Below are 14,500 nucleotides of genomic sequence, written 5' to 3'. Positions count from 1 at the left end.
TTTCTTGCAGCCGGCGGTGGTGTATGTACTGCCTGCCCCGGCCTCATCGCCGGCACAGCAAGACCCTGACCTCCTATAGTTTGCTGCTGGCCTGCCGATAGCATGGCTGTATTCATTTTTGCGCAAAGGACAGCGATGATGAACCCGGTCAACACGGCGATACGGCTTGCGCCCCTCTATGTCGCCCCCGCTCAGGCCGCCAGATCTGGCCAGGCCGGCACCGTCACCGACACCCCGGCCACCCAGGTCACACTCGGCCAGGATACCCGCGTCACCGATGCCGACACCTACTTGCCCCTGCGCACCCCAGCCGTTCGCTACGCCTGGCAGAACGAAAACGCCCTCGACAAACTGAGCATGAAGATGTACGGCAGCGTGACCGGTACCAGCACCGGCGCACGCTTCCAGGGCCTGGGCGCGTCACTCATCGAACAGCTTGCCGCCAACGGCGGCCAGCGGGTTTCCCAATCGGCGCTGGTGGTAGGCGACAACAGCGCAACCACCCCGGGCGCACTTGAGCTGCAACGGGCCAACCTGCGCGAGCACGCCAGCAACAGCATCACCCTCAACCTCACCACCGCCTCTGGCGCTACGGTCACCATCGGCCTGTACAGCGACGAGCAAGGCCTGGCCGTGGATGCCTCGGTCGCCAACGGCGAGTTGAATGCAGCAGAACTCAAGGCGCTGGCAAAAATCGCCGACGGTTTCCAGCAAGCCGTTGATGGCCTCACCCAAGACACCCCGAGCCTGAAGCTCGACGGCCTGCTTCAGGTCGACCAGAGCCTGTTCACCGGCATGCAGATGAATGCCAGCCTCAAGCTTGCCAGCGGTGAGCTGCAAACCTTCGACCTTCGCCTGGACGGCAGCCAGCGCAGCCTGAACCTGCAGGGCCCTGACGGCCAGGTAAAACTTGAGCTCGACAGCCAGGACGGCGCGCTGCTGGGTAACCAGGCGCAACGTTCAGCGGCGCTGAACAACTACCTCACCCAGTTCGACGCCGCCCGGCAACGGGGCCAGGGTGACAAGCAGCTGAACAGCCTGTTCAAGGATGCCTTCCGCCAGCTCAACAGCGTGGATGACGATAGCGCCCGCCCGGCCAACCATGACTGGAAGATGAACACCCTGAGCCGTTCGCTACTGAGCGGCCTGGCCGACTTCAAGGCGTCGATCAGCCAGACCACCGACGCCCCCAACCCGATGCGCCAGGATGAAGTGGACCACTTCGACTACAGCGTTTCGCAGAGCACCAGCAAGGTTGGCACGGGCAACAACTTCTCGGTGCAGCAAGACCAGCAGTCGAGCCTGAAGGCTGCCTGGCACACCAGCCTGGACCCACGGGTGGAGCTGCTGCTGACCCGTGACAGCAAAACCCAGAACTACCGCTACTACCAGGTGAACGACCAGGCCAGCAGCAGCACCCGCACCAGCATCGTCGACGGCGCCCTGCAGGCCGCCAGCACCACCCGCGAGGCCAGCCAGAGCGAGCGGGTGCAGGAGTACGTGAAGGGTGACCTGAAGTCCGACAAAACCACCGCCGATACCGAGCGCAAGGCGCAAGACCAGCGCAACCTGATCGATACGTTGCTGGCGCGTGATGCACGCTCGCGCAAGCTCAAGGGCATCTCAAGCTTTGCCCAGGACATGGCCAGCAACAGCCGGCAGTGGCTGCTTCAGGGCAACCCTTCGCGCGTCTGAGAAACGTCGGCAGGCGCGCCACATAAGCGCGCCGGCCGACGCAGTTTCAACGGGCGCTGCCCTGCCCGATCAGTACGCCATCGACCTTTTGCCGGTACAGGTTGACGCCGTCGTTGGCGTGGAACTTCAAGCGGGTCTTTTCCACCGAACCTTCCCAGGCGCGGGCCTTGCAGGGGCTGGTGGCGTTTGAGCCGCGTCTCACGCCTGCTGGTCGCTGAAGATGCCGGGCCGGCCCAGCGGCAGTCACCAGCATGCAACAACCGGACGCCGGCAAGGAAAGGGTGAAACCGCCTGTTAGACGTGCATTTACTGAGCGGGGTCAATTCCCCGAGATGCAAGCCGTCGCCGCTTCGCGCACATCGCCCAGGCGCAGCGGGAAATTGCTCAAGCGCTCGTGCACCTTGATTGCGCTGCCGCTGCCGCGCTTGTCGATGTCCACCAGCGCCGCGGGGCCGGCATCGGGTGACAGCTTCTGCGGCACGATCAGGCGCAAGCCGTCGCCGCGTTGCTCTTCCTGCAGCGCCTCGCGGCTGCCTTCGAGCCGGTGCTTCACACAGTCGGCGTATTCACGCGGCGTCTTGCCGGACATCACATCCAGGGTTTCATGGGTTTGCTCCAGGTCCGCCACGCTCGCGCAGCCGCCCACCATCAGCGACAACGCCACCACCAGCCATTTCATGTAAAGGTTCTCCTGCTTCAAATGCATGCTGTGACCACGCCCGGGCCGCTTTGCTCCCCGATCTGGCAGAAATCTCGTGGCCGGGCCAGCCGAGGCGCAAGTGTACCCTCACATCGTGATATCTTTCCCCTTTGCTGAACCAGACCTTGCGGAGCCCCCCATGAAATTCGTACACCAGCGCGAGCACCTCAACGAGGACGACATCGTCGTCGTCGAGGGCTCCCAGCGCTGCAATATCCGCCTGATGAACGACGCCAACTTCCGCAGCTTCAAGAACGGCGGCCGCCACACCTACCACGGCGGCCACTTCGACAAACTGCCGGCGAAGATCAACGTGCCCAGCACCGGCTTCTGGAACATCACCATCGACACCGTGACCACACGGCCGATTTCGGTGACCCGCAAGCCCGCTTCCACCTACAAGATCAAGATCATTCGTCGCTCGTCGTCGAAACTCGGATGAAACCTGCATGACCCAGACCACCAAGTACGTCATCAAATACAAGCTCGACGGCCAGCGCCGCTGGGATTTCGCGCTGATGCCCGACGCATCGCTGGAACAGGCCCAGGACGCCCTGCGCAAGATCCACGGCGATGACGCCGAGAAGATCAGCGACATCCAGGTCAGCAAAGCGCTGTAAATACCCGCCGCACTCAAGGAGTCGCCCATGAGCACCTGGCAAGACCGCCGCATCCTCGACTTGCTGAACATCGAGTTGCCCATCCTCCAGGCGCCCATGGCCGGCGCCAGCGGCTCGGCCATGGCGATTGCCGTCGGTAATGCCGGCGGCCTGGGCGCCCTGCCCTGCGCCATGCTCAGCGAAGCGCAACTGCGAGGCGAGATCGCGGCCTTTCGCAGCGCCTGCCAGGGCCCGCTGAACCTGAACTTCTTCTGCCACCAACCACCGTCCCCGGAGCCTGAGCGCGATGCGCGCTGGAAGCAGGCGCTAAAGCCCTACTACGACGAACTCGGCGCCGACTACCAGGCGCCGACGCCGGTATCCAACCGCGCGCCGTTCGACGAGCAGGCCTGCCAGCTGGTAGAAGCGCTGCGCCCCGAGGTGGTCAGCTTCCACTTCGGCCTGCCCGAGGCCGGCTTGCTGCAACGGGTCAAGGCCAGCGGCGCCAAGGTGCTGTCCAGTGCCACCACGGTGCAAGAAGCGCTGTGGCTGGAGCGCCACGGCTGTGATGCGATCATCGCCATGGGCCTGGAGGCCGGTGGCCACCGCGGCATGTTCCTGAGTGACGACATAACCAGCCAGGTCGGCACCTTCGCCCTGGTACCGCAGATCGCCGATGCGGTGGGCCTGCCGGTGATCGCCGCAGGCGGCATCGGCGATTATCGCGGGCTGCGCGCTGCACTGGCCCTGGGCGCCTCGGCGGTGCAGATCGGCACTGCCTACCTGTTCTGCCCCGAGGCCAAGGTGTCGCCGGCCCACCGCCGGGCGCTGGACAGTGCACCGGCCAGCGATACCGCATTGACCAACCTGTTCACCGGCCGGCCGGCCCGTGGCATCAACAACCGCATCATGCGCGAACTGGGGCCGATGAGCCCGCTGGCGCCGCGCTTCCCTTTGGCCGGCGGCGCGCTGATGCCGCTGCGGGCGATCAGCGAGGCCCGGGGCAGCAGTGAGTTCAGCAATATGTGGGCTGGCCAGGGATTGCGGCTGGGGCGGCAGATGGGAGCCGGGGAATTGACCCGGGAGATTGCTGAAATGGCCGCTGGCCCTATCGCCGGCAAGTCGGCTCCTACCGGGGCAGTGTAAGGGCCGGGTGCGGGCGATGAGGCCCTATCGGGCATTCTCCCCTTCCAGACGGATGGCTTATCGCTATATATTAAGATACATAACGATAACCCGCCCACAAGGAGCCTGCTTCATGCGTATTCGCCTGCCCCACCTGGCCGCCACTGCCCTGGCCAGCCTGATCTCCCTCAACAGCGCCTGGGCCGATGAAGTACAGGTTGCGGTAGCCGCCAACTTCACCGCGCCCATCCAGGCCATCGCCAAGGACTTCGAGAAAGATACCGGCCACAAGCTGGTCGCCGCCTACGGCGCCACCGGCCAGTTCTACGCACAGATCAAGAACGGCGCGCCGTTCGAAGTGTTCCTGGCTGCCGACGACACCACCCCGGCCAAGCTTGAGCAGGAAAAAGAGATCGTTGCAGGTTCGCGCTTCACCTACGCCATCGGCACCCTGGCCCTGTGGTCGGCCAAGCCTGGCTACGTTGACGCCAAGGGCGACGTGCTGAAGAAGAACGAGTTCAAGCACCTGTCCATCGCCAACCCGAAAGCTGCCCCCTACGGCCTGGCCGCCACCCAGGTGCTGGACAAGCTGAAGCTGGCCGAGGCCACCAAAGCCAAGATCGTCGAAGGGCAGAACATCACCCAGGCCTTCCAGTTCGTCTCCACCGGCAATGCCGAACTGGGCTTCGTCGCCCTGTCGCAGATCTACAAGGACGGCAAGGTCAGCGAAGGCTCGGCATGGATCGTACCGTCCAGCCTGCACGACCCGATCCGCCAGGACGCCGTCATCCTCAACAAGGGCAAGGACAACCCTGCCGCAAAAGCCCTGGTCGAATACCTCAAAGGCCCGAAAGCCGCTGCGGTGATCAAGTCGTACGGTTATGAAATCTGATGCCGCTGGATGCCAGTGACCTGGGTGCGGTCTGGCTGACCATCAAACTGGCCAGCCTTACCACTGCCATTCTGCTGGTGGTGGGCACGCCCATCGCCTGGTGGCTGGCGCGTACCCGCTCCTGGCTGCGCGGGCCGATCGGTGCGGTGGTGGCCCTGCCTCTGGTGCTGCCACCGACGGTGATCGGCTTTTACCTGCTGCTGGCCCTGGGGCCCCATGGCTGGATCGGCCAGGGGCTGCAGGCTCTGGGCCTGGGCACGGTGGTGTTCAGCTTCACGGGGCTGGTGATTGGCTCGGTGGTGTACTCCATGCCTTTCGTGGTGCAACCGCTGCAAAACGCCTTCGGCGCCATCGGCCAGCGCCCGCTGGAAGTGGCTGCCACCCTGCGTGCCAGCCCCTGGGACACCTTCGTCCATGTGGTGCTGCCGCTGGCCCGGCCCGGTTTCATCACCGCCAGCATCCTCGGTTTTGCCCACACCGTGGGCGAGTTCGGCGTGGTGCTGATGATCGGTGGCAACATCCCCGACAAGACACGCGTGGTCTCGGTACAGATCTTCGATCACGTCGAGGCCATGGAATACGCCCAGGCCCACTGGCTGGCCGGGGCAATGCTGGTGTTCTCCTTCCTGGTGCTGCTGATGCTCTACGCTGGCCGCCGTGGCAAGGCTGGCTGGAGCTGAGATGAGTGCATCGATACAGGCGCGCCTGAAACTGGCGCGCGACGACTTCACCCTGGACGTCGACCTGCAGTTGCCCGGGCGCGGCATCAGCGCGTTGTTCGGCCACTCCGGCTCCGGCAAGACCTCCTGCCTGCGCTGCCTGGCCGGGCTTGAACGCGCGGCCAGTGCCTACATCGAGGTCAACGGCGAAGTCTGGGAAGACAGCGCCAACGGCCTGTTCATCGCCCCGCACAAGCGCCCGGTGGGCTACGTGTTCCAAGAAGCCAGCCTGTTCCCGCACCTGTCGGTGCGCGGCAACCTGGAGTTCGGCTGGCGGCGCATTGCGCCCAACGAACGCAAGATCAGCCAGGACCAGGCCTGCCAGCTGCTGGGCATCGGCCACCTGCTCGAACGCAAGCCGGCCACCTTGTCCGGCGGTGAGGCACAGCGTGTGGGCATCGCCCGGGCCTTGCTCAGCAGCCCGCGGCTGCTGCTGATGGACGAGCCACTGGCCGCGCTGGACAGCGCGCGCAAGCGCGAAATCCTGCCGTACCTGGAGCGCCTGCACGACGAGCTGGACATTCCGCTGGTGTACGTCAGCCACTCACAGGATGAAGTGGCGCGGCTGGCCGACCACCTGGTGTTGCTGGAGCATGGCAAGGCCATGGCCAGCGGCCCGATCAGCCAGACCCTGGCGCGCCTGGACCTGTCGCTGGCCCAGGGCGAGGACGCAGGTGTAGTGCTCGAAGGCGTGGTGGTCGGACACGATCCGCATTACGGGCTGTTCGACCTGCGCCTGCCCGGTGGTGAAGGCCCGTTGCTGCGCATCGCCCACCCCGATCTGCACGTGGGCAGCGCCCTGCGGCTCAAGGTACAGGCCCGTGACGTAAGCCTGGCGCTGGCCGCCGACAGCGCCTCGAGCATCCTCAACCGCCTGCCGGTGCGGGTGCGCGAGTGCCGCGCCGCCGACAACCCGGCCCACGTGCTGGTGAGCCTGGAGGCCAGCGGCAATGCACTGCTGGCGCGCATCACCCGCTATTCGGCAGAGCAGCTTGGGGTACGGCCCGGCCAGGCGCTGTGGGCACAGATCAAGTCGGTGGCGCTCTTGGGCTGAGTAACCAGGCAGCAGGCGTTGTCCATTGAGCAGAGCCACTCGAGGGACCGCGCCGATGAGCGACTGCCCGCTGCCTGCCAGCCTTCATTATGTAGACGACACCCTGCCCGGATTCAGTCGCCGCCGCTGGCGTGACCGTTTTCACTATTTCGATGCCGAAGGCGCGCGCATCCGCGACGCCGATACCCTGGCGCGCATTGCCGCGCTGGCGATCCCGCCGGCCTACACCGAGGTGTGGATCTGCGCTGACCCGCAGGGCCACCTGCAGGCCACCGGCCGCGATGCCCGCGGGCGCAAGCAGTACCGTTACCACGCGCAGTGGCGCGAGCTGCGCGATGACCACAAGTACGGGCGCATGCTGGCCTTCGCCCAAGCTCTGCCGGGCCTGCGCAGGCAACTGGAAGCGCACCTGGCACGCCCGGGGCTGGACCGGGAGAAAGTCATGGCGCTGGTGATCAGCCTGCTCGACAGCACCCTGATCCGCATCGGCAACCGCCGCTACCTGCGCGACAACCGCTCCTACGGCCTGACCACCCTGAACAACCGTCACGTCAAGGTGCAGGGCAGTACCATCCGCTTCCAGTTCCGCGGCAAGCGCGGTGTCGAGCACGACGTCACCCTGCGCGACCGGCGCCTGGCGGCCTTGCTCAAGCGCTGCATGGAGCTGCCCGGCCAGGCGCTGTTCCAGTACCTGGATGCCGACGGCCAGCGCCACAGCATCGGCTCCACCGAGGTCAACCAGTTCCTCCAGCAACTGACCGGTGCCGACTTCACTGCCAAGGACTACCGCACCTGGGCCGGCAGCAGCCTGGCGCTGAGCCTGCTGCGGCCGCTGGCCTGGGAGCCGGACAGCGAGGCCCGGCGCCAGGCTGCGGGCATCGTGCGCCAGGTGGCAGCGCGGCTGGGCAATACGCCAGCCGTGTGCCGGCGCTGCTACATCCACCCCGCCGTGCTGGAGCACTACCACCTCGGACGCCTGGGCTTGCTGCCGCGTGCCCGTCAACGCAAGGGGCTGGAGGCGGACGAGGTGGCGCTGCTTCGATTCTTACAAGAACTGGCGCCGTAACGTTGATTGAAACCAACTATTTACCCCATCACGCAAGGAAATTTCCCATATCCGGCCATTCCCCCTATCCTTGCCACCGAGCACCTTCGCCGATGAATCACTGCGACTTTCATCGGCACCTGCAAAAGAAGACACGCAACAGAATTTGTCTGCCGGGGAATTACTAACCGCCGAAAGCGTCTTTAATGAGAAGGAAGAGGGACAGGCTCCCGCCGCAGGGCAAAGGCCTCGCGGTTTTCTACATTACCAAGGAGAACTACATGCTGATACTCACCCGCAAGGTTGGCGAAAGCATCGTCATCAACGATGACATCAAGGTCACCATTCTGGGCGTCAAGGGGATGCAAGTGAGGATCGGTATCGATGCACCGAAAGATGTACAAGTGCACCGTGAAGAGATTTTCAAGCGTATCCAGGCGGGCAGCCCGGCACCGGAAAAGCACGACCAATAAGCTGTCAGCCAACGCATAGAGCCGCACGGACGCGTCTGATCGAATGCCCGCCCATGCGGGGAGCCCTCCTGAACCTCAGGTGCCCAGCAATTCGCGCACCTTGGCGATCATCCTGTCCATGTCGAATGGCTTGTCGAACGCGGCAGCGAACAGCCCGGGGGTCGCCTGGTTTGCCTGTGCGCCACTCATGAGAATCACCGGCAGGTGCTCGAGCAGCGGCGCGTCACGTATTGCCCGCGCCAGCTCCTCGCCATTTAGCACCGGCATCATGTAGTCGGTGATCACCAGGTCCACATGCTTTTCCTGCAGGGTATCCAGCGCCTTGCGCCCGTTGCTGGCCTTTTCCACCAGGTAACCTTCATCCTCCAGGGCAAAACCAAGGATGTCGGCAATCAGGTATTCGTCATCGACGATCAGGATGGTGTTCATGGCCCTGTCCCGTCAGCGGTCCCCTTTGGGAATCGCCGTCCCGCTGAGCACCCCGGCGGAGCCCTCGAAGGCGGGCCTGAGGGTTATGCCCCCGGCGCCCAGGTAAAGTGCCTGCAGGGACGGGTCATGGTCGCTGTCGCGTACCTTGACGATCGACAACACCCGATGCAGACGTGCTTCGAGCTCGGCCAGGCGCAGCAGGACCAGATTGTCGACGATGCTCGAGAGGTCCGGCGCCGGCGCAGTGATCTCGGCGCCGAAAATATCGCGCATTTCCCAGGTCAGCAGCACGGTCACATCCCGCGCCCGCAACTCGCCGGCCAGGGCGCGGAAGAACGCATTCAGGCGTGGCGGGTCCAGCGCCAACCGGCCAAAGGCGCCCAAACTGTCGATGACCACGCGCTTGGCCCCCGAGGCCTGCACCTGCTCCAGCAGGCGTGCGCCCACCTGGTCGAGCAAGCCTTCGGTGGTGGGCTGCCAGCACAATTGCACGGCGCCGCTGCGCTCCAACTCAGCCAGGCCAAGCCCCAAAGCCTGCGCCTTCAGCCGCAGCCGCGCCGGGGTTTCGTAGAAGCCAAAATGCAGCCCGGGCGACACTTCGCTGGAGGCCGCCAAAAAGGCGAGGCCCAGTGCGGTTTTACCGACCCCGGACGGCCCCATTAGCAGGCTCACCGAGCCTTGGGCCAGGCCGCCACCGAGCATGCGGTCCAGGTCGGGCACGCCGGTGCCCACCTTGTCGAGCGTCTGCCCGCCAGGTTGGCTGGGGTGGCTGTACAGCGACTCCAGGCGTGGAAACACCTGCAGGCCATCCTCACCGATCAGGCATTCGTGACGCCCCGATAGCGCAGCGCTGCCGCGGGTTTTGCGCAACTGCACATGGCGTACGGCGGTGTTGCCAACCAGGTGTTCGCTGAGCTCGATCACCCCGTCGACCATGGTGTGCTCCGGGCTGCCCTCCTCCAGCCGGGCACTGGTCAGCAGCATCACCGTGCAGCCGGCAAAGGCGGCGTGCCCCTGCAATTCGGACACGAACTTCTTGGTGTCCAGGCTGGTGGGCGCGCGGGTGCGCGCGTTGAGCAAACCGTCGACGATCAATAATGAGGCCTGATGCCGGGCGATTTCCCGGCGCAACAGGCGTACCACGGCATCCAACCCATCCTGTTCGAGGGTGTCGAAGGCACTGACGAACTGGATGGTATCGCCCACCTGCTGGCGGTCGAAAAAGCTCAAGGTCGACAGGTACTGGAACAAGCGCTCGTGGGATTCGCTGAGCAAGGTCGCCACCAGCACCCGCCCGCCTTCGCGCGCGTGGTTGCAGGCCAGTTGGTTGGCAAGGATGGTCTTGCCCGAGCCGGGGTGGCCTTGGACGATATAGGACGCCCCCACCACCAGGCCGCCCTTGAGCAGGGCGTCGAGCCCCTGAATACCGGTGCGCAGGCGCTTGAGTTGTTCAACCATGGCAATCTATCCGTCCGTCGGGTTGGCATCGGGGCAGGCCGGCAGGTAGAGGCTCATGCAAGTGCCCTCCCCCGGCTGGCTGCTGACGCAGATGGCGCCGTTGCTCTGTTTGACAAAACCGTAAACCTGGCTCAGGCCCAGGCCGGTGCCTTTACCAAAAGCCTTGGTGGTGAAAAAGGGTTCGAAGATGCGCGGCAGCACCAGCGGGTCGATGCCCTGGCCATTGTCATGTACGGCAAAACACACGAAATCGCCATGCAAACCTTCTACTTCGCCGGCCAGTTGCACCTGCTCCACCCGCAGGCGGATCTGCCCCTTCTCGGGGATGGCATCGCGGGCGTTGAACATCAGGTTGAGCAACACCATCTGCAGTTGCCCGGCGTCGACCTCGATCATCGGCAGGGCTGGATGGACGTTTTCAAGCAGCTCGATATCGCGGGGCAAGGCATGCTCCAGCAGGCTGCGGGTAGACTTGACCACCGCCGCCGGGGCTATACGCGCCTCGGTCAACTGCCGATGGCGTGCAAAGCTGAGCAGTTGCTGGGTCAGCTCGGTGCCCCGCTGGCCGGCATCGAGGATGTGCTCAAGCAGCCGCCGAGTACGTGCCGGGTCCTGGCTGGAGGCCGCCAACCGCGCAGAGCTGAGGATGATGGTCAGCAGGTTGTTGAAGTCATGGGCAAGGCCCCCGGTCAGTTGCCCCAGTGCTTCGAGCTTTTGCGCCTGGAACAGCTGCGCGCGCATGGCATCGAGCTGCAACGCCGACTCGCGCCGGTCGGTGATATCGCGGGTGACCTTGGCCAGGCCGATCACCTTGCCCTGCTCGTCGCGAATCACATCCAGCGCCGCCAGGGCCCAGAACTGCGTGCCATCCTTGCGCACCCGCCAGCCCTCGTCCTGGGACACGCCCTGCTCCAGCGCCTGGTGTAACAGCCTGGCCGGGCGGCCGTCGGCGCAATCCTGCTCGGTGAAAAACAGCGAAAAGTGCCGGCCGATCACCTCGTCGGCGCGGTAACCCTTGATGCGCTGGGCACCGGCGTTCCACGACACCACGAGACCGGTGGGGTCGAGCATGTAGATCGCGTAGTCCACCACGGCCTGGACCAGCTGCTCATAGCGCGCTTCAGGCATGACGGAATCGGCGGGGCGGTCCGCTGAAACCATGGGAGCTCCACAAGTACCGCAAAAGGACATACTGAGCGTAGTCATAAAGTGCTGCCGGCACCGCGACTATCGACAGCCCAGGGCATGGTCGCCCGCGTACATTTTCCCTATAGTGGGCCGGCACCGCCCACCACAAGGACGTCCCATGCCATCGAACCCCCGCATGCAAGGGTTGCAGGCCGATCTGCTGCGCACCGCCAGTGACCTCGACCTGTTGTCCGAAGCCCTCGACGGGCACGCCCGCTACCTGCGCCACTCCATCCACAAAGCCGAGGCGCCCGTGCTCGATGAACACGCCCAAGGGCTGCGCAACTCGGCCGGCACCATGCGCGAGCTGGCCAACACCATCACACCCCCTGATGCTGCTGGCTGATTGACGCTTGTATATCAATAGGTTATAAAGCGCGCTTGATTGCAAAGGCCTTATGTTATCGAAGCCTGGGCGTTCAAACGTGCGAGTGTGGTGGAATTGGTATACACAGCAGACTTAAAATCTGTCGGCGTGAGCCTTGCGGGTTCGAGTCCCGCCACTCGCACCAAATTATTGTCGTTGAAGGCGCCCTTGCGGCGCCTTTTTCTTGCCCGCCGGAAATCCGCCATTCAGCTGCTAGAGTGGACAGTGTCACCGTCCACCGGAGCGCCACCATGCGCCACGCACTGCTCGAAGGGCAACGCGACATAATCCTGCTACTCGCCCGCGTTCTGCTGATGATTTTGTTCGTGCTTGCCGGCTGGGGCAAGCTGACCGGCTTTGAGGGCACGGTCGGCTACATGACCTCCCTCGGCGCACCCGTGCCGACCCTGGCCGCCGCAGTGGCGGTGATCATGGAGTTCGTGGTCGGCATCTTGCTGATCCTGGGTTTCTATACGCGGCCACTGGCGCTGCTGTTCGCCCTGTTCGTGCTGGGCACCGCACTGATCGGCCACCCGTTCTGGAACATGGTCGACCCTGAGCGCAGCGCCAACATGACCCAGTTCCTGAAAAACCTCAGCATTATCGGCGGGCTACTGGCTCTGGCCGTTTCCGGGCCTGGGCGTTTCTCCCTGGACAAGGGCTGATGCAGGATTGGCGACTGCGGCGTCAATCGTCGCAGTCGTCGTGCCAGGCCGGGTGCTCGTCGTCTTCGTCGTCAAAATCATCCTGCAGTTCTTCGTCTTCCTCGACCTCGTCCAACGCGCCGTAGGCGTCGGCTTCGGGGTCGTAGCCGTCATGGAATTCAGGGTCGAGCAGGTGATCGTGCTCGGGCTCGTGCAGGTCGTCTTCGTCGTGCATCACAGGCTCCACTTCTACAGGCGTGCCTGTATAGGCCCATGTTCGCCGGCGGTCAATGGCCAGCAGCGTTAACCCTCACTTAACCGACAAGGCGCAGCCTTGAGGCTCTCCCTTCAATACGTCCTTTGCCCGCCCTCCCCTGGCGGGCTTTTTTTTGCTCCTCGTCCATTGCCTTGAACTTTGCTCCCGCTTGTTTGGATCGCACAGGTGCAGGACCTGTTTTTTCTTCAAGGAGAAAGCGAAATGGCTGTGAATATCGACAACCTCATCATCACCACCCCGGTGCCGAAATCACCGACCAACCCGGTGGCCCTGGAAGTCACCGGTGCCAAAGCGCTGGCCACCCTCAGCAATGTGGTAAGCCGCCTGAGCGACGGTTCGGTACGACTGAGTGCCCCGACCAAGGGCGCTTCGAGCAAAAGCACCCATCGCACCCGCTGCGAATGGAAAGAGGCCGTGTACTGGGCGCTGGGCAGCGCCGCCCGCCACCGCAACCACCAGCGCATGGTGCTGGAGAAGGTCAACGCCGCGAAAAAAGTGGTGATTTCACAGATGCACGTGAAGGACGACGACAGCCCGGTGATCAAGGTGTTCTGGAACAACGGCAAGATCACCCTGGGCTTTCGCCAGGACTTCAACCAGGTGACCCCGCTCAACGCCAATGTGCTGACTGAAGTGCCGCTGGGCGCGCCGTTCGACATCACGATCGAGACCACCTCTGCCGGCGTGGCCACGGTGACTGCCACCTGCAACGGTCGCACAGCAGGTTCCGGGCCGCTGCAGATGGCCGCCAGCTGGAATGCGCGTACGTTCAACTTCCATGGTGGGGTGTACAACCAGGTGGATTACAGTGAGACCACACCGCCTGATGAGGGGTCGGTGTGCGTGATCAGCCAGCTGGAGCTGGCCCACAATTAGTGCAAAACGGCCACGCCTGAGGCACAAGATCGATGACAAATTCAGTAACGGTTATTGAGGGCCGGGGCCGGCAGCTTTCACGAAATTCTGACATTGGTGAAGGCAGACTGGCCTGGCTTCGATACGTTCTGTTCAACCCGCCAGCTCCCTGTTGGCGGGTTTTCTTTTGCCTGCAGCTTGGGCGCGCCTGGCGGCGCCAGCCGTTACGCCAGCACCTCCCCCTATAAAGCTTTCGACATCTCTGCCGAAAACCTTGCTCCCCCTTCACGGATGACTCACATGTTCCGCTCCCTTCTTGCCGGTGTGGCGTTGCTTGCCGCAGGTGTTACCTGCGCAGCCCCGGCCCGCACCGTCAGCACCCCCGAAGAGTTGCTGACCGAATTCTCCCGCTGCGATGCGCAGTTCTTCCGGAGCCTGCGCGATGCGCGCCTGCCCGCAGGCACCTTGCGCCTGAGCGACTACGGCCCGGTAAAGGCGCCGACGATCATGAGCCCGCTGCAGGAAGGTGGCACCTACCAGCACTTCGAAAAGCCGCTGATCGTCAACGGCGTACCGTTGATCGGTTACTACAACCAGGCCCAGACCATCAAGGATATCGGCAACTTCCTGTTCTGGGGGTTCGTGGCCGATGGCGCGCCGCAAGAGGTAGCCGCCAAGCTCAAACCGCTGATCGTTGACTCGCAACGTTTGGTCAGCCAGGGCAAGACCACCACCCGCGCCGAAATTCGTCGCGTCGGTGACCCGATCGGGCAATGGCGCACCGAGGGCCTGACCGGCCCCGGCGTCGCCACGCCGTTCGGTTTCGTCGACCGCGTGCTGATGGTCGACGCCGGCGACAGCACCCCACCGCTGGCAGGGCACACCACCGTGTTCTGCTCGCTGCAAGGCACCGTGACCGCGCCGCTGCTGCAGGTCTACCGCCCAGACCTCAATGCCCACCTGCTCGACTGACAAGGACG

General features: G+C 64.1%; 18 protein-coding genes, 1 tRNA gene and 1 pseudogene. 14 read left to right on the top strand and 6 right to left on the bottom strand.

The annotated features are described in order from the left end of the window. Positions 1-138 precede the first annotated feature (138 nt). On the top strand, positions 139-1,695 hold the full coding sequence (locus tag KSS93_RS13980) for a hypothetical protein (protein ID WP_217884610.1): 1,557 nt from the start codon (positions 139-141) through the stop codon (positions 1,693-1,695). Positions 1,696-1,741: 46 nt separating this feature from the next. Here the strand turns inward: KSS93_RS13980 and KSS93_RS13975 are convergent. After that, a pseudogene (locus KSS93_RS13975) lies at positions 1,742-1,938 on the bottom strand (c-type cytochrome); the annotation flags it as partial. 76 nt (positions 1,939-2,014) lie between these two features. Beyond that, positions 2,015-2,374 (bottom strand): hypothetical protein, encoded by a 360-nt coding sequence (locus tag KSS93_RS13970; RefSeq protein WP_217884609.1) that lies wholly within the window; start codon positions 2,372-2,374, stop codon positions 2,015-2,017. 160 nt (positions 2,375-2,534) lie between these two features. On the opposite strand from KSS93_RS13970, the gene KSS93_RS13965 reads away from it, so the two are divergent. The 8 genes from KSS93_RS13965 to csrA all read left to right on the top strand — a co-directional run bounded on the left by KSS93_RS13965 (position 2,535) and on the right by csrA (position 8,302). Continuing rightward, on the top strand, positions 2,535-2,837 hold the full coding sequence (locus tag KSS93_RS13965; protein WP_217884608.1) for a DUF1883 domain-containing protein: 303 nt from the start codon (positions 2,535-2,537) through the stop codon (positions 2,835-2,837). A 7-nt stretch (positions 2,838-2,844) separates the two neighbouring features. Beyond that, the gene (locus tag KSS93_RS13960) at positions 2,845-3,015 is read left to right on the top strand and encodes a hypothetical protein (RefSeq protein WP_217884607.1); all 171 of its coding nucleotides are present in this window, start codon (positions 2,845-2,847) and stop codon (positions 3,013-3,015) included. A 27-nt stretch (positions 3,016-3,042) separates the two neighbouring features. Further along, positions 3,043-4,140, top strand: a complete 1,098-nt coding sequence (locus KSS93_RS13955) for an NAD(P)H-dependent flavin oxidoreductase (RefSeq protein WP_217884606.1) — start codon at positions 3,043-3,045, stop codon at positions 4,138-4,140. 112 nt (positions 4,141-4,252) lie between these two features. Further along, entirely contained in the window at positions 4,253-5,011 is a 759-nt protein-coding gene (modA, locus tag KSS93_RS13950) for a molybdate ABC transporter substrate-binding protein (RefSeq protein WP_217884605.1), read from the top strand. Further along, positions 5,011-5,691: a molybdate ABC transporter permease subunit gene (gene modB, locus KSS93_RS13945; protein ID WP_217884604.1), complete on the top strand. Its 681-nt coding sequence runs from the start codon at positions 5,011-5,013 to the stop codon at positions 5,689-5,691. Before modA ends, modB begins: the two co-directional genes overlap by 1 nt. Before the next feature lies 1 nt (position 5,692). After that, positions 5,693-6,784 (top strand): molybdenum ABC transporter ATP-binding protein, encoded by a 1,092-nt coding sequence (modC, locus tag KSS93_RS13940; RefSeq protein ID WP_217884603.1) that lies wholly within the window; start codon positions 5,693-5,695, stop codon positions 6,782-6,784. Positions 6,785-6,839: 55 nt separating this feature from the next. Continuing rightward, complete coding sequence (locus KSS93_RS13935) at positions 6,840-7,850, top strand: DNA topoisomerase IB (RefSeq protein WP_217884602.1); 1,011 nt, start codon at positions 6,840-6,842, stop codon at positions 7,848-7,850. Between the two features lie 260 nt (positions 7,851-8,110). Beyond that, a complete protein-coding gene (gene csrA, locus KSS93_RS13930) occupies positions 8,111-8,302 on the top strand; it encodes a carbon storage regulator CsrA (RefSeq protein WP_217843036.1) in 192 nt (63 codons plus the stop codon). A gap of 75 nt (positions 8,303-8,377) precedes the next feature. On the opposite strand, the gene KSS93_RS13925 is transcribed toward csrA, so the two are convergent. Genes KSS93_RS13925 through KSS93_RS13915 form a run of 3 tightly spaced genes read right to left on the bottom strand, consistent with a single transcriptional unit; the run spans position 8,378 to position 11,350 of the window. Beyond that, entirely contained in the window at positions 8,378-8,731 is a 354-nt protein-coding gene (locus KSS93_RS13925; RefSeq protein WP_217884601.1) for a response regulator, read from the bottom strand. A gap of 12 nt (positions 8,732-8,743) precedes the next feature. Then, a complete protein-coding gene (locus KSS93_RS13920) occupies positions 8,744-10,189 on the bottom strand; it encodes an ATPase domain-containing protein (protein ID WP_217884600.1) in 1,446 nt (481 codons plus the stop codon). A 6-nt stretch (positions 10,190-10,195) separates the two neighbouring features. Beyond that, on the bottom strand, positions 10,196-11,350 hold the full coding sequence (locus KSS93_RS13915) for a two-component system sensor histidine kinase NtrB (protein WP_217884599.1): 1,155 nt from the start codon (positions 11,348-11,350) through the stop codon (positions 10,196-10,198). Between the two features lie 145 nt (positions 11,351-11,495). On the opposite strand from KSS93_RS13915, the gene KSS93_RS13910 reads away from it, so the two are divergent. From KSS93_RS13910 to KSS93_RS13900, 3 genes are all read left to right on the top strand, one after another. After that, positions 11,496-11,723, top strand: coding sequence for a hypothetical protein (locus tag KSS93_RS13910; protein WP_217884598.1), 228 nt, complete (start codon positions 11,496-11,498; stop codon positions 11,721-11,723). An 81-nt stretch (positions 11,724-11,804) separates the two neighbouring features. Further along, positions 11,805-11,889, top strand: a tRNA-Leu gene (locus KSS93_RS13905). Between the two features lie 106 nt (positions 11,890-11,995). Then, entirely contained in the window at positions 11,996-12,409 is a 414-nt protein-coding gene (locus KSS93_RS13900; protein WP_217884597.1) for a DoxX family protein, read from the top strand. Between the two features lie 22 nt (positions 12,410-12,431). Here the strand turns inward: KSS93_RS13900 and KSS93_RS13895 are convergent, their stop codons facing one another. Continuing rightward, positions 12,432-12,623, bottom strand: coding sequence for a hypothetical protein (locus tag KSS93_RS13895; RefSeq protein WP_217843030.1), 192 nt, complete (start codon positions 12,621-12,623; stop codon positions 12,432-12,434). A 243-nt stretch (positions 12,624-12,866) separates the two neighbouring features. On the opposite strand from KSS93_RS13895, the gene KSS93_RS13890 reads away from it, so the two are divergent. After that, positions 12,867-13,541: a polysaccharide lyase family 7 protein gene (locus KSS93_RS13890; protein ID WP_217884596.1), complete on the top strand. Its 675-nt coding sequence runs from the start codon at positions 12,867-12,869 to the stop codon at positions 13,539-13,541. Positions 13,542-13,820: 279 nt separating this feature from the next. After that, entirely contained in the window at positions 13,821-14,492 is a 672-nt protein-coding gene (locus KSS93_RS13885) for a hypothetical protein (protein ID WP_225917175.1), read from the top strand. Positions 14,493-14,500: the final 8 nt, after the last annotated feature.

The organism is Pseudomonas xanthosomatis, assembly GCF_019139835.1.
GTDB lineage: Bacteria > Pseudomonadota > Gammaproteobacteria > Pseudomonadales > Pseudomonadaceae > Aquipseudomonas > Aquipseudomonas fakonensis.
This window is presented reverse-complemented; position numbering and strand designations above follow the sequence as displayed.

Excerpts from the sequence above, each read along its gene's own strand:
- KSS93_RS13980 (WP_217884610.1), top strand. The coding sequence starts at position 139 with ATGAACCCGGTCAACACGGCGATACGGCTTGCGCCCCTCTATGTCGCC.
- KSS93_RS13970 (WP_217884609.1), bottom strand. The coding sequence starts at position 2,374 with ATGAAATGGCTGGTGGTGGCGTTGTCGCTGATGGTGGGCGGCTGCGCG.
- KSS93_RS13965 (WP_217884608.1), top strand. The coding sequence starts at position 2,535 with ATGAAATTCGTACACCAGCGCGAGCACCTCAACGAGGACGACATCGTC.
- KSS93_RS13960 (WP_217884607.1), top strand. The coding sequence starts at position 2,845 with ATGACCCAGACCACCAAGTACGTCATCAAATACAAGCTCGACGGCCAG.
- KSS93_RS13955 (WP_217884606.1), top strand. The coding sequence starts at position 3,043 with ATGAGCACCTGGCAAGACCGCCGCATCCTCGACTTGCTGAACATCGAG.
- modA (WP_217884605.1), top strand. The coding sequence starts at position 4,253 with ATGCGTATTCGCCTGCCCCACCTGGCCGCCACTGCCCTGGCCAGCCTG.
- modB (WP_217884604.1), top strand. The coding sequence starts at position 5,011 with ATGCCGCTGGATGCCAGTGACCTGGGTGCGGTCTGGCTGACCATCAAA.
- modC (WP_217884603.1), top strand. The coding sequence starts at position 5,693 with ATGAGTGCATCGATACAGGCGCGCCTGAAACTGGCGCGCGACGACTTC.
- KSS93_RS13935 (WP_217884602.1), top strand. The coding sequence starts at position 6,840 with ATGAGCGACTGCCCGCTGCCTGCCAGCCTTCATTATGTAGACGACACC.
- csrA (WP_217843036.1), top strand. The coding sequence starts at position 8,111 with ATGCTGATACTCACCCGCAAGGTTGGCGAAAGCATCGTCATCAACGAT.
- KSS93_RS13925 (WP_217884601.1), bottom strand. The coding sequence starts at position 8,731 with ATGAACACCATCCTGATCGTCGATGACGAATACCTGATTGCCGACATC.
- KSS93_RS13920 (WP_217884600.1), bottom strand. The coding sequence starts at position 10,189 with ATGGTTGAACAACTCAAGCGCCTGCGCACCGGTATTCAGGGGCTCGAC.
- KSS93_RS13915 (WP_217884599.1), bottom strand. The coding sequence starts at position 11,350 with ATGGTTTCAGCGGACCGCCCCGCCGATTCCGTCATGCCTGAAGCGCGC.
- KSS93_RS13910 (WP_217884598.1), top strand. The coding sequence starts at position 11,496 with ATGCCATCGAACCCCCGCATGCAAGGGTTGCAGGCCGATCTGCTGCGC.
- KSS93_RS13900 (WP_217884597.1), top strand. The coding sequence starts at position 11,996 with ATGCGCCACGCACTGCTCGAAGGGCAACGCGACATAATCCTGCTACTC.
- KSS93_RS13895 (WP_217843030.1), bottom strand. The coding sequence starts at position 12,623 with ATGCACGACGAAGACGACCTGCACGAGCCCGAGCACGATCACCTGCTC.
- KSS93_RS13890 (WP_217884596.1), top strand. The coding sequence starts at position 12,867 with ATGGCTGTGAATATCGACAACCTCATCATCACCACCCCGGTGCCGAAA.
- KSS93_RS13885 (WP_225917175.1), top strand. The coding sequence starts at position 13,821 with ATGTTCCGCTCCCTTCTTGCCGGTGTGGCGTTGCTTGCCGCAGGTGTT.